This is a genomic window from Mycetocola sp. 2940, assembly GCF_040548835.1.
Lineage (GTDB): Bacteria > Actinomycetota > Actinomycetes > Actinomycetales > Microbacteriaceae > Mycetocola_A.
The window spans coordinates 1-11983 of record NZ_JBEPSK010000015.1 but is presented as its reverse complement, the minus strand read 5'-3'; the positions used below and the strand labels follow the sequence as shown (position 1 = coordinate 11983).

General features: G+C 67.0%; 13 protein-coding genes. 4 read left to right on the top strand and 9 right to left on the bottom strand.

What is annotated here, in order from left to right; genetic code table 11:
• Nucleotides 1–602: 602 nt before the first annotated feature.
• Both ABIE24_RS15130 and ABIE24_RS15125 read right to left on the bottom strand, forming a co-directional pair.
• A complete protein-coding gene (locus tag ABIE24_RS15130; RefSeq protein WP_354501121.1) occupies nucleotides 603–989 on the bottom strand; it encodes an MmcQ/YjbR family DNA-binding protein in 387 nt (128 codons plus the stop codon).
• Nucleotides 990–1031: 42 nt separating this feature from the next.
• Nucleotides 1032–1277 (bottom strand): hypothetical protein, encoded by a 246-nt coding sequence (locus ABIE24_RS15125; RefSeq protein ID WP_354501120.1) that lies wholly within the window; start codon nucleotides 1275–1277, stop codon nucleotides 1032–1034.
• A gap of 38 nt (nucleotides 1278–1315) precedes the next feature.
• On the opposite strand from ABIE24_RS15125, the gene ABIE24_RS15120 reads away from it, so the two are divergent.
• Both ABIE24_RS15120 and ABIE24_RS15115 read left to right on the top strand, forming a co-directional pair.
• Nucleotides 1316–1768: a MarR family winged helix-turn-helix transcriptional regulator gene (locus ABIE24_RS15120; protein WP_354501118.1), complete on the top strand. Its 453-nt coding sequence runs from the start codon at nucleotides 1316–1318 to the stop codon at nucleotides 1766–1768.
• Nucleotides 1769–1999: 231 nt separating this feature from the next.
• Entirely contained in the window at nucleotides 2000–3094 is a 1095-nt protein-coding gene (locus ABIE24_RS15115) for a VIT1/CCC1 transporter family protein (RefSeq protein ID WP_354501116.1), read from the top strand.
• A gap of 76 nt (nucleotides 3095–3170) precedes the next feature.
• Here ABIE24_RS15115 and ABIE24_RS15110 read toward each other — a convergent pair whose 3' ends face one another.
• Nucleotides 3171–3941 (bottom strand): LysR family substrate-binding domain-containing protein, encoded by a 771-nt coding sequence (locus ABIE24_RS15110; RefSeq protein ID WP_354501114.1) that lies wholly within the window; start codon nucleotides 3939–3941, stop codon nucleotides 3171–3173.
• A gap of 104 nt (nucleotides 3942–4045) precedes the next feature.
• Between ABIE24_RS15110 and ABIE24_RS15105 the strand changes: the two genes are divergently transcribed.
• Entirely contained in the window at nucleotides 4046–4498 is a 453-nt protein-coding gene (locus ABIE24_RS15105; RefSeq protein ID WP_354501112.1) for a DUF5997 family protein, read from the top strand.
• 155 nt (nucleotides 4499–4653) lie between these two features.
• Here the strand turns inward: ABIE24_RS15105 and ABIE24_RS15100 are convergent, their stop codons facing one another.
• From ABIE24_RS15100 to ABIE24_RS15075, 6 genes are all read right to left on the bottom strand, one after another.
• Entirely contained in the window at nucleotides 4654–5352 is a 699-nt protein-coding gene (locus ABIE24_RS15100) for a DedA family protein (protein ID WP_354501110.1), read from the bottom strand.
• A gap of 131 nt (nucleotides 5353–5483) precedes the next feature.
• Entirely contained in the window at nucleotides 5484–5750 is a 267-nt protein-coding gene (locus tag ABIE24_RS15095) for a hypothetical protein (protein ID WP_354501108.1), read from the bottom strand.
• 155 nt (nucleotides 5751–5905) lie between these two features.
• Complete coding sequence (rhaS, locus tag ABIE24_RS15090; RefSeq protein ID WP_354501225.1) at nucleotides 5906–6952, bottom strand: rhamnose ABC transporter substrate-binding protein; 1047 nt, start codon at nucleotides 6950–6952, stop codon at nucleotides 5906–5908.
• 52 nt (nucleotides 6953–7004) lie between these two features.
• Complete coding sequence (locus ABIE24_RS15085; RefSeq protein WP_354501106.1) at nucleotides 7005–8066, bottom strand: ABC transporter permease; 1062 nt, start codon at nucleotides 8064–8066, stop codon at nucleotides 7005–7007.
• Nucleotides 8063–9103, bottom strand: coding sequence for an ABC transporter permease (locus tag ABIE24_RS15080; RefSeq protein ID WP_354501104.1), 1041 nt, complete (start codon nucleotides 9101–9103; stop codon nucleotides 8063–8065). Before ABIE24_RS15080 ends, ABIE24_RS15085 begins: the two co-directional genes overlap by 4 nt.
• A complete protein-coding gene (locus ABIE24_RS15075; protein ID WP_354501102.1) occupies nucleotides 9100–10635 on the bottom strand; it encodes a sugar ABC transporter ATP-binding protein in 1536 nt (511 codons plus the stop codon). Before ABIE24_RS15075 ends, ABIE24_RS15080 begins: the two co-directional genes overlap by 4 nt.
• Nucleotides 10636–10769: 134 nt before the next feature.
• Here ABIE24_RS15075 and ABIE24_RS15070 point away from each other — a divergent pair, with 134 nt between their 5' ends.
• Nucleotides 10770–11777 carry a LacI family DNA-binding transcriptional regulator gene (locus tag ABIE24_RS15070; protein ID WP_354501223.1) on the top strand — a complete coding sequence of 336 codons (1008 nt, stop codon included), beginning with the start codon at nucleotides 10770–10772 and terminating at the stop codon, nucleotides 11775–11777.
• The last annotated feature ends 206 nt before the right edge of the window (nucleotides 11778–11983 follow it).

The following is an 11983-nucleotide window of genomic DNA, read 5'->3' as shown; positions in this document are numbered from 1 at the left end:
TGCCTCGCCCGGCGCGGGGCGGCATCCGTTCCGCCCGCGCCGGTCTTCTGCCCCGGCGCGGGTGCATTCGCGCCCGCGCCCCGCGAAAACACCCGCGCCGGGCGACGGAGCAGGGCCGGCAGGGCCGGGGTTTACTTCTGGGAAGGGCCCAGGACGGCTGCCTCCCCTGCGGCAAGCGGCGCGGCATCCGTTCTCGCGCGCGGGTCTTCTGCCCAGGCGCGGGTGAAAGAGCACCCGCGCGCCGCAAAAACACCCGCGCCGGGCGACGGAGCAGGGCCGGCAGGGCCGGGGTTTACATCTGCGAAGGGCCCAGGACGGCTGCCTCCCCTGCGGCAAGCGGCACGGCATCCGTTCTCGCGCGCGGGCCTTCCGCCCCGGCGCGGGTGCATTCGCGCCCGCGCCCCGCAAAAACACCCGCGCCGGGTGGCGGAGCAGGGCCGGCAGGGCCGGGGTTTACTTCTGCGAAGGGCCCAGGACGGCTGCCTCCCCTGCGGCAAGCGGCGCGGCATCCGTTCTCGCGCGCGGGTCTTCCGGTCAGGCGCGGGTGAAAGAGCGCCCGCCCGCCGCAAAAACACCCGCGCGGGCTGCTCTCGCCCGTCGCGTCAGCGCAGGTGCCGCTCCTCCAGCGCCACGAGCTGGCGTTTGAGCGCGACCTGCCGGTACGAGGTGTCGATGAGCTCGGCGACGAACTGCCAGTCGGTTCCGTCGAGCGTCAGGTCCATTCCGAGCCAGCCGGCAGGGCCGAAGTACGGCGGCACGAAGAACCGGTCGTCATCGAGCAGGGCGGGCCGCTCGTCTGGGTCGGGTTTGAACACCATCGAGTGCGGGCGGTCCATCGACGACCCCATCACGACGAAGAGCTTCTTACCGGCACGGAAGGTCGGCCGCCCCCACGCCTCGACCTCGGCGTACTCCGGGTAGTCGGCGCAGATGTCGCGGACGGCGTCGACGACCTGGTCGGCCGGTTCGAACACCTGCGGATGCTCCATGGCGGCGATCATACGCCCGCCGGCGTCCGGCGGGCAGCCTGTCTAAGCCGCGGTGGTGGGCCTGGCCGGGCAGTGCACCTGTGTCTTCACTCCGCTGCGGTCGACGGAATGCAGCGACATGGCCTGGCCGCAGAGCGGGCACGCGGACTCCGAGGCAGGGGGCAGGGCCTCTTCGTTGTACGGGCCGAGCGGCGGCGGCCCGATGTACGGACGCAGCCTGTTGTTCAACCAGTTGGTGAAGCCGCCGGCATCCGCGACGCTCTCGCGGGACTTTTTAGTTCGTGCCATAACCGTTAGTGTATAGGTTGATCATGAGAGAGGCAGACATGAGCTCATCCACCACCGAGGCCGACAACCTGCTCGCGCTCGAGAACCAGGTCTGCTTCGCCCTCGCCGTGGCCAGCCGCAGCGTGCTGGCGCTGTACCGCCCGATCCTCGAACCGCTGGGCCTCACGCACCCTCAATACCTGGTGATGCTTGCGCTCTGGGAGCACAGCCCCCGCTCGGTCAAGGAGATCGGCTCAGCCCTGCAGCTCGACCCGGCGACCCTCTCCCCCCTCCTCAAGCGCCTCGAAGTCACCGGGTACGTGCGCCGTGAGCGCAGCACGGTCGATGAACGGGTCCTCGACATCACGCTGACGGATGCCGGGCGGCGCCTGCGCGACCAGGCCGAAGGCATCCCGCCGAAAATCGTGTCAGCACTCGGCATGTCCGTCGACGAGCTCACACGAATGCGCGAGACGCTTCACGCGGTTATTGCCGCGGCCACGCCCGCCTGACGGTCCGGGCAGAGCCGGCCGCGCCTGCGATAGAATGGTGCCAGCGAAGGGGAGTAGTTCCCACCGCCGCTTTCAATCCAGAAACGGCGACGCGGTCTGTCGACACACTGGTCCCACGACCCGGCAGCCCACCCGCAGAAGCGGGCGAGCGAGACCTTCGGCCACATGTCAACGATGGCCGAAGTCTCGAGAATCCTGAGGATCTTCGGCCCACCGAAGCAGGAGCACTCCGTGACCGAATCCCCCACCATCCCAACGCCGAGTCCCGCCGAGGTGAAACGCTGGCGCCGGTACCTCGCCGATGAACGCGCCGAAGCATCCGTCTACAGCGAACTCGCCAGCCGCCGCACCGGCGAGGAGCGGGCCATCCTGCTCGGTCTCGTCGAGGCCGAGCGGCGGCACGAAGCCCACTGGATCCGCCTGCTCGGCGCGCACGCGAACGATCCCACCCGCACCGCCCTCCGCACGCGGCTGCTCGCTTTCCTCGCCCGGCGGTTCGGTTCCGTCTTCGTGCTGGCGCTGATGCAGCGCACCGAGTCCCGGTCCCCGTACGAATCGGATGCCGACGCCACAGACGCGATGGCAGCCGACGAGCGGCTGCACGAGGAGATCGTGCGCGGGCTCGCCGCTCGCGGACGCAACAGCATGTCCGGTACGTTCCGCGCCGCGGTCTTCGGCGCGAACGACGGGCTGGTCTCGAACCTCGCACTCGTGCTGGGCATGAGCGCCACCGGCGTCGGCAACGGGGTCGTGCTCGCCGCCGGCGTCGCGGGGCTCCTCGCCGGCGCCCTCTCAATGGGCGCCGGCGAATTCGTCTCGGTGCGCTCGCAGCGCGAACTGCTCGAGTCGACCACCCCCGACCCGTCGGCCCGCACGGTGCTCCCCCAGCTCGACGTCAACGCCAACGAGCTCCAGCTGGTCTACCGGGTGCGCGGCATGGCGCCGAAGCAGGCCGCGGAGCACGCCCACGAGGTGCTCAACGGCCTGGACTGCGTCCACGTCGGCATCAACACCGGGAGCCTCGCCGCGCAGAACGAACACGAGCAGATCGGCTCGGCCCGCGGCGCCGCCGTCTCGAGCTTCCTCTTCTTCGCGTCCGGCGCGATCGTGCCGGTGCTCCCGTACCTGTTCGGGCTCTCCGGTCTCGCGGCCGTCGCCGTGGCATCCGTTCTGGTCGGAATCGCGCTGCTCATGACCGGAGCGGTCGTCGGCGTGCTCTCGGGTGCGTCACCGCTGAAGCGGGCCCTCCGCCAGCTCGGGATCGGCTACGGCGCTGCCGCCGTCACCTATCTGCTCGGGCTGCTCTTCGGCACGACCGTGGCGTAGCGCGGTTCAGGGTGCGCGAATCGACCTGAACGCGTGATTTCGGGTCGATTCGCGCACACCGAAGGGCCTGTGTGCCCTAGGAACGCCCGCCGCGACCGCGGTTGCGGCCCTTGCCCAGCTTTTTCGGCGCCCGGTGCGGCCGCGGGGTGAACGGCTTCGCCTTCTCCTTGGGCTTCGGTTTGCGTTCCTTGGGCGGGGCCTTCTCAGGCTCCTCCTGGGGGGCGCGGGAGCTGCGGGCCGTGCGGCCCCGCACGACCCCGATGAACTCCTCGATGTCGCCGGTGGTGTTCTCCTCGAGCCAGGCGAGGGCGATCTGCGACTCGGCGACGTCCGTGACCGGGACGGCGACAACATCCTTGCGACTGTGCAGCCGGGCCACCGATTGCGGCACGATCACGATGCCCACTCCGGCGGCGACGAGTTCGGCGGCGTCATCGCCGGTGCGGATCTCGGGGAGCGGCCGGCGGGTTCCCTCCCGGATCTCGTCGGCGACGTCGCGCCACTCGGGCACGGCATCCGGGTCCTGCAGCAGGTGTTCGGCGGCGAGGTCGGCCACGGTCACCGATTCGGCCTGGGACAGGTCGTGGTCCTTCGGCAGTACGACGACGGGGATCTCGCGGTAGAGCGGGATCACGCTCAGGTCGGCGTTGTCGACCGGGAGCCGCACGAAACTGACCTCGGCGGTGCGGTCGTGCAGCACGCGAACCTGGTCGGCCTCCGGCGTCGGCACGAAGCCCATCGGCAGGTCGGGGCGGCGTTCGGCCCACACCTTCGACCACTTGGCGAGCGTCACCCCGGGCACGAAGGCCACGGGGAAGAGGCGGCCGGGCGTCGATTCGGCGTCCATGGTGCCTCCTTACAACCGTTCGGGGTCGGGAACGGTCGTTTCTCAGGGTATTACGGATGCCGCCACCCGCGTGTTACCCAGCGCCCACCGGTTACGCTTGGGGCATGGCTTCCAACAAGACCCCCCAGACGATGAAGCCGGAGACGGCAGCGAAAAAGCTCAACGTCTACCTGCCCGCAACCCCCGACGAATTCCGCAACCAGCCCGTGACGCGTGAGCAGCTGAACGAGCTCCTCGCGTCGCCGCCGGAGTGGCTCGTCGAATTGCGCAAGAACGGCCCGCACCCCCGCCAGGAAGTCGCCCGCAAGCTCGGCATCTCGGTGTCAGGCCTCGCCCGCGCTGAGATGACGGATGCCGCGCTCACGACGGCCGAGATCACCGCCCTCCTCGAGGCTCCACCCGCCTGGCTCGTCACCGAACGCGCCACGCAGGCCGCTGTGCGTGCCGAGAACACCCGCGTCAACGAACGCGACGCCGGTCTGCGCGTGCTCGCAGAAGAGAAGGCCCGCAAGGAGCAGAAGCAGCGGGAGCGGGAACAGCGCGAACAGCAGGAGTAGCAGGATCACAGAACGGCCCGTGGCGCTCTCGCGTCACGGGCCGGTTCTGTTTCGACATCGCCAGGTCATCCGTTCCGGACGAGAGCATCCGGCGGGCCGGGTGCTTTCGTCCGCTCCGGATGACTACGCGGCAGAGCGGCGGGGCGGCGTGACGCCTAGAGAACGCGGTCGAGCTCGCGGCGGCGAGCCCGGTGCCGAAGTACCGTGCGCACCACCCACCAGCCGAACAGCACGGCCACTCCGGCGACGACGACGTACTTGAGCACGTCGGCGTACTGCAGCACCGCGCCCCAGTTCTCGCCGAGGAGGAAACCCGCGAGCACGAAGATGCTGTTCCAGATCAGGGAGCCCGCCGCGGTGAGCAGGGCGAAGACGCCCACGTTCATCCTCTCGATGCCGGCGGGAATCGAGATCAGGCTGCGGAAGATGGGCAGCATCCGGCCGAAGAAGACGGCCTTCTTGCCATGGCGACCGAACCAGGCGATGGTCTTGAGGATGTCGTCGGGGTCGACGAACGGGATGCGGGCGGCGAGCCAGACGGTGCGGTCGTGGCCGAGCCAGCGGCCGAGGCCGTAGAGCACGAACGCGCCGAGGACCGAGCCGATCGTGGTCCAGAGGATCGCCTCGGCGATGGTGAAGGAGCCCTGGCTGGCGGTGAACCCGGCCAGCGGAAGAATCACTTCGCTCGGGATGGGCGGGAACACGTTCTCGAGGAAGACGATGAGGCCGGCACCGACCGGGCCGAGTGCCTCCATCACCTGGATCGCCCACTGGGCAATCCCGTCAGCCACCCCGGCGGATGCTGAGTCGGCTGAGGACGCGAAGAGGGCGCCGGCGCGCGGTGTCAAAGGCATGGATGTTGTCTCCACAGTGATCGGGACTGCGGCAACGACAACTCCGACGATGCCAGGACGGACCCGGTCAGTCTCGCATACCGAATCGTGGCTTGCCTGAGAGCGCTAGATGCTGGGCATGTGCGGCGGTTTCAGGCCTGTCGGCGCGCAATCTGGCGAATCTGCCAGGTGATCGCCCCGGTGACGAGAACGGCGACGAGTGCCGAGAAGCCCACGCCGAGCAGGATGCCGCCGGTCGAGAACTCCCCGATGAGCATCATCACCACCCCGAGCGCGAGGAGGAACCCGGCGAGAAGTGCGAGCATCCGAAAATACGGATTGCGTCCGGTTCTCGGTGATGTGGTGGCTAACCTGGCGTCTGTCGCGTCGCTCGACAGCGGCGGTAATTCTTTGGTCATGGCTCTTCCTTGAGTGGCATGCGGACCCTCAACCTAGTAGCCCTGTCGCCGATTGGTGAGCCCCCGATTGGGCGGTACTCACCAATTCTTGAGAACGTTCCGCACAGCGGCGCGCCCGACCCTCGGAGGATCGGGCGCGCCGCCGCGACATCGATTTAGAAGTCGAAGTCGCCGATGTTCTCTGCGTCGAAGACAAAGGGCTCTCCGAGCAGAACGGAGGCGTCCTCGTCCACCTCAAAGGACCCGAGCTTGCCAGCCTCGAACGAGTCGCCCTCTTCTCCCGTGATCTCACCGGTAATCAGGGCCTGTGCCGCGAACGCGGCGAGGTAGCCGAGATCGGCCGGGTTCCACAGAGCGAATGCCGCGACGGTGCCGTCCTCGACGTACTCACGCATCTGATTCGGGGTGCCGAGCCCGGTCAGCGCGACCTTGCCCTTGTACTCCGACGTCGAGAGATAACGGGCGGCCGCAGCGATGCCGACCGTGGTGGGCGAAATAATGCCCTTCAGCTCAGGGTACGTCTGCAGCAGCGCCGCGGTCTTGTCGAACGAGGTCTGGTCATCGTCGTCGCCGTAGACGGTCTCGACCAGTTCGATGTCGGGGTGATTTGCGGCGAACTCCTCCTCCATCAGCTCGATCCAGGCATTCTGGTTGGTCGCGTTCGCCGACGCCGAGAGAATTGCGACCTGGCCGGCGTCGCCGATCTGCTCCGAGATGAGGTCCACCTGCACCTTCGCGATGCCCTCCGCGGTCGCCTGGTTGATGAACAGGTCACGGCACTCCGGGTTCGTGTCCGAGTCGAACGTGACGACCTTGACGCCGGCATCACGTGCTTCGTTGAGAGCGTCGCAGATCGCCTCGGGGTCGTTCGCTGACACGATCAGCCCACCGGTGCCCTGCTGCGCGGCGGTCTGGATGTACTGCACCTGCGACGTCGGGGTGCCCTCGCTCGGGCCGACCTCCTCGAAGGTTCCGCCGAACTCCTCGGTGGCCTCTTCGGCACCGCCGGTGGACGTGTCGAAGTAGGCGTTGCCGAGGTTCTTCGGCAGCATGGTGATCGACAGGTTCGCGTCATCCCCGCCGTCGCTTTCGTCAGGAGTTCCTCCGCCTGCGCCGGAGCATCCGGTCATGAGGAGGGTCATCCCCACGGCCAGAGCCGCGGCGGTCGTTGCAATGCGCCGCTTGCGCTGCATTCCAAACATCATTGTTCCTTTCGTGGTGCCGTTGGATTGAAGGTTGTTGGTGCTGGCGAGGTCAGCCGGCGTCCGAAGACGCACCGGCTCGACCCTTCCTCTTGCCGATCGCTGCAGTCCTTCGTTTCTGCAACCAGCCGAGAAGGCTTGCCGAGACCACGGATGCGATGAGCAGAACTCCCGTGATGACGTTGATGATGTCGCTGGTGACCCCGGCCAGGCGCAACGCGCTGCCGAGCGTGCCGATCAGGAGCACGCCGGCGATCACACCGTGCAGCGCCCCCCGGCCTCCGAAGATCGACACGCCGCCGAGGAGGACGGCCGCAATGACCTGCAACTCCAGTCCCATCGCGTTGTCGCCGCGCGCATTGCTGTAGAGGAGCGTGAAGTACACTCCCGCGAATCCGGAGACCGCCCCGCTGAGCACGAAGAGGATGAACTTCGTGCGGCCGACGTCGATGCCCGAGAACTGCGCGGTCTCCTTGTTGAGGCCGATCGCGTAGAGGGAGCGACCGAACGGTGTGAAGTGCAGCAGCACCGCGAAGACGATCGCCAGGATCACAAACGGGATCATGATCGCCGGCACCGGGGTACCAGGGATGTTGGCCTTGGCGAGATCCGTCCAGATCTCGGGAAATTCGGTGATCGCGGTCGTGCCGAGCAAACCAACCGCGATGCCGCGGAACAGTGCGAGCGTGCCAATCGTCACCGCGAGTGACGGCAGCCCGACGACGGTGACGAGGAAGCCGTTCACGACCCCGCACACGATGCCGACGACCACCGCGGTAAGCGCTGCTAAGGCGACGGGCCACCCCGCGTTGGTCAGGATCCCGGTCGTCACGCTCGAGAGTCCGACGATGCTCGCCACCGAGAGGTCGATCTCCTCGGAGATGATGATGAGCGTCATCGGCAGCGCGATGAGCAGGATCGGCGCGACATCCCGCAAGAGGTACGTGACCGTGAGCGGGCTGTCGAAGTTGCGGACCGTGGCCAGGGCGACAGCGATCACCAGGATCAGCAGCGCGATGATCGCGGCCTCACGGGTGAGCAGGAGTCGGCGCCAAGCGGGGCGGGCATGCAGCTTGTACACGCGCGCGGACGCGGTGGTTGTTGTGGCGATCATCGGTCAACCTCCCGTTGGGCGATCAGTCGTCGGTGCTGTCGGACGGCGAGCACGCGATCGAGCACGATCGAGCCGATGATGAGCACGCCGACCACCGCGCGCTGCCAGAAGTCGTCGATGCCGAGGATGGGCAGCGCCCGGTTGATCGTGAGCAGGAGGTATGCGCCAATCGCAGCGCCCCAGACCGTGCCGACACCGCCGGAGATCGCGACGCCGCCGATGACGGCAGCACCGATCGCCTGGAGTTCCCAGCCGAAGCCGGCGGCCGAGCTGACGGTGCCGTAGCGGGCGGCATAGAGTACGCCGGCGAGCCCGGACAGGGCCCCGCTGACCACGAACGCGCCGATGACGCGACGGGTCACACGCAGGCCGTAGAGGTGCGCGGCCGCAGGGTCAGATCCGATCGCGTACAGCTCGCGACCGGATCGCAGGTTGCGCAGGTACCAGGCTGCGGCGATCAGGACGACGACGGCGATGATCGTGAGGGTCGGGATGCCGAGAATGCGGTCCGTTCCGAGCGCCCGGAAGTCCCTGGGGAGGTCGGACGCGTTGATGCGATCGCTGCCTGCCCAGGCGACGTTGATGCCTCGGTAGATGTAGAGCGTGCCGAGGGTGATCACCAGAGCAGGGACACGTGCCAACGCAACGAGTGCCCCATTGATCAGACCAAGGATTGCTCCAAGGAGGACGCCGCCGACGAAGACACCGATGAGCGGGATGCCGGGGATGTCGATGAACAGTCGCCCGGTCAGATACGCGGTGAGGCCCACGATCGAACCGACCGACAGATCGACGTTGCGGGTGATGATGACGATCGCCGAGCCGATCGCCACCAGCAGAAGCAGCGACGGGGTGAGCAGAAGGTCGCGGAATCCGTCATTCGAGAACAGGAAGGAGGGGTTGCTGATGGTCGCCGCGAGGATCACCAGCAGCAGGGCGACCAGGATGCCCGTCTCCCGAGCGGTCGCGAGCCGGCGGACAAGGGCGGTCGCGGCGCTGGAGCCGGGACGCACCGGACGGGTGTCGACGGAGGTCATCGTGTCGCCTCCGCATCGGCGGTCGCCGCAAACATCACCGCTTCTGGAGTCGCCTCCCTGCGCGAGAACTCGCCAGTGAGGCGGCCCTCTCGCATGACGAGAACGCGATCGGCCATACCCAACACCTCCGGCAACTCGGACGAGATCATGAGAATCGCGAGTCCCTGTTGAGCCAGTTCGCTGAGCAGCCGGTGGACTTCTGCCTTGGTGCCCACGTCGATGCCGCGGGTGGGCTCGTCGACGATGAGCACGGTCGGCTCGGTCGCCAGCCATTTGCCGAGCACGACCTTCTGCTGGTTGCCACCGCTGAGGGTGCCGGTCTCAGCATCCAGTGCAGCGGTCTTGACCTCCAGACGGCTTGCCCACTCCTGAGCCGCGCGGTTCTCGGCCGCCCCCCAGAGCAGCCCCCACTTCGCGAGCTTGTGACGGATCGCGAGCGTGACGTTGCGCGTCACGCTGTCATCGAGCACGAGACCCTGCTTGCGACGGTCCTCAGGAACGAGCGCGAGTCCACCCGCCGTCGCCGCACGTGGACTCCCCTTCGGGAGCGCCTTACCGTGCAGCCGTACCGTACCGCTCTCGTAGGGGTCGACCCCGAATACCGCCAGGGCCACCTCGCTCCGTCCGGCGCCGACGAGTCCCGCGAGCCCGACGATCTCGCCGGCGCGCAAGGTGAAGGAGACGTCGCGGAACACCCCGACGCGCGTGAGTCCGTCGACCTCGAGCACGACCTCGCCCACTTCCGAAGGGAGCTTGGGGAACAAATCCGTCACGTCGCGGCCGACCATCTGCCGAACCAGCTCGTCGACACTCGTCTCGGAGATGGGGGTCGTATCGACGTAGGAGCCGTCTCGCATGACTGTGACCGTGTCGCAGAGCGCGAAGACCTCGTCGAACCGATGGGAGATGAAAAGCAGCGCTCGACCCTCGTCACGCAGACTCCGCGCCACGGCGAACAGCCGCTCGACCTCCACACCGCTCAGTGCCGCGGTCGGCTCGTCCATGATGAGGACTTTGGCGTCCAGCGAGATCGCCTTGGCGATCTCGATGATCTGCTGATCGGCGATTGACAGGCCCTCGGTGATCCGCTCCGGATCCAGCGCGACCCCCAGCCGCGTGAAGATCTGCGTCGCCTCTTCCCGCATTGCGCGACGGTCGATGCGGCCCGCTCGGTTCGTCGGCTGACGCCCCATGAAGATGTTCTCAGTGACCGACAGGTCCGGAAAGAGCGTCGGCTCCTGGTAGATCACCGCGATGCCCGCGGCCTTCGACTGAGCTGTGCTGGAGAAGTCCACGGACTCACCGTCGAGCAGGAACTCGCCGGAGTCGCGGCGGTAAAGCCCTGCGACAACCTTGACGAGTGTCGACTTGCCTGCGCCGTTCTCGCCGATCAATGCATGGATGGAACCACGCTCCAGGGTGAGGCTGCCCGAACGTAGCGCGACGACCGGCCCGAACGACTTGACCACGCGTCGCAGTTCGAGTGCGTGCGCGGATGCCTGAGTTTCGGCGTCGGCGTCAACGTGTGCCACAGCATCCTCCTCGTTGAGGGTTTGAAAAACTTGAATCGATTCAGTCGATTTCAGATACTCTATGGATATCGAGTGGGATGGTCAAGCCGAAATCTGACTTTGATCGAATCGTGACCAAGGAAGGGCGGACGCCAGTGCCGGCGAGTATCCGTGACGTTGCCCAGCGCGCCGGCGTGTCTGTCGGCACTGTTTCGAATGTCCTGAACCGGCCTGAGGAAGTCTCATCCGAATCGGTCCAGCGGGTCAACCGCGCGATTGAAGAACTGGGTTACGTGCGCAATGACGCCGCTCGGAAGCTGCGCGGCGGCATCAGCTCCACGGTCGGTTTCGTCGTGCTTGACGGCCAGAATCCCTTCTATACCGATGTGGTTCGTGGGGCGGAGGACGAAGGAACGCGCCACAACATAGCGATTCTGTATGGCAATACCGACGAGGACCCTGCCCGCGAAAGGGTCTACCTGGACTTGTTCGAAGAGCAGCAGGTGCGAGGCGTGCTCATTGCGCCATACGGCGACATCGCGACCCGACTGCAGCGTCTGCGCGCACGGGGAATCGCTGCAGTGCTCGTTGACCGTTTCAGCGGCGACGGGCGGTTCTCCTCCGTCTCGGTCGACAACGTCATGGGCGGACGCATGGCGGTTGAGCACCTCATTGAGATCGGTCGACGGCGGATCGCGTTCGTGGGCGGCCCGTTCGACATCCGTCAGGTCAACGACCGACTCGCGGGGGCGCGAGTTGCGGCCGAGAACGCGAGTCGGCCGCTCGAGATCGAAGTGATCGCCACCCAGGCGATGACGGTTGAACAAGGCGCCGCCGCAGGTGCCCGGATCCTGGCCAGGCCGCGTCGCGACTGGCCAGACGCGGTGTTCGCGGGGAACGATCTGCTCGCGCTTGGCTTGCTGCAGTCACTCATCGTCGAAGGCCGGATGCTGGTCCCCGACGAGATCGCCATCATCGGGTTTGATGACATCCCCTTCGCCGCGGCCGCCGCGGTGCCGCTGTCGTCGATGCGGCAGCCCAGCCGAATGATCGGCCGCACCGCGCTTCGGATTCTCCTCGAGGAAGCCGCCGACCCCGAGAGCATCGCGCGTCGGACCGTCTTCCAGCCAGAACTGGTGGTACGCCGGTCGACTTCCGGCTGAGCACCAGCCGGGTCAGGAGCGAAGCTCCGCGAAAGGCGGCAGCCCAAACCAAGGGAATCCCGAGAACATGACTGCGATCCGCAACCATTTCGAGAACTGGCGGAGACGGCGGTGTCTGGTTTCAGGACATCGTTGACAGATGTGTCGGGACATCGAGGACGTGCGGCATGTATCGAGACATCGTTGACACGGCCACGATGGTGCAT

What these genes read in the sequence shown, in the direction of transcription:
- ABIE24_RS15125 (WP_354501120.1), bottom strand. Translation starts at nt 1,277, where the DNA reads ATGGCACGAACTAAAAAGTCCCGCGAGAGCGTCGCGGATGCCGGCGGC.
- ABIE24_RS15080 (WP_354501104.1), bottom strand. Translation starts at nt 9,103, where the DNA reads ATGACCTCCGTCGACACCCGTCCGGTGCGTCCCGGCTCCAGCGCCGCG.
- rhaS (WP_354501225.1), bottom strand. Translation starts at nt 6,952, where the DNA reads ATGTTTGGAATGCAGCGCAAGCGGCGCATTGCAACGACCGCCGCGGCT.
- ABIE24_RS15085 (WP_354501106.1), bottom strand. Translation starts at nt 8,066, where the DNA reads ATGATCGCCACAACAACCACCGCGTCCGCGCGCGTGTACAAGCTGCAT.
- ABIE24_RS15130 (WP_354501121.1), bottom strand. Translation starts at nt 989, where the DNA reads ATGGAGCATCCGCAGGTGTTCGAACCGGCCGACCAGGTCGTCGACGCC.
- ABIE24_RS15120 (WP_354501118.1), top strand. Translation starts at nt 1,316, where the DNA reads ATGAGCTCATCCACCACCGAGGCCGACAACCTGCTCGCGCTCGAGAAC.
- ABIE24_RS15100 (WP_354501110.1), bottom strand. Translation starts at nt 5,352, where the DNA reads ATGCCTTTGACACCGCGCGCCGGCGCCCTCTTCGCGTCCTCAGCCGAC.
- ABIE24_RS15110 (WP_354501114.1), bottom strand. Translation starts at nt 3,941, where the DNA reads ATGGACGCCGAATCGACGCCCGGCCGCCTCTTCCCCGTGGCCTTCGTG.
- ABIE24_RS15105 (WP_354501112.1), top strand. Translation starts at nt 4,046, where the DNA reads ATGGCTTCCAACAAGACCCCCCAGACGATGAAGCCGGAGACGGCAGCG.
- ABIE24_RS15095 (WP_354501108.1), bottom strand. Translation starts at nt 5,750, where the DNA reads ATGACCAAAGAATTACCGCCGCTGTCGAGCGACGCGACAGACGCCAGG.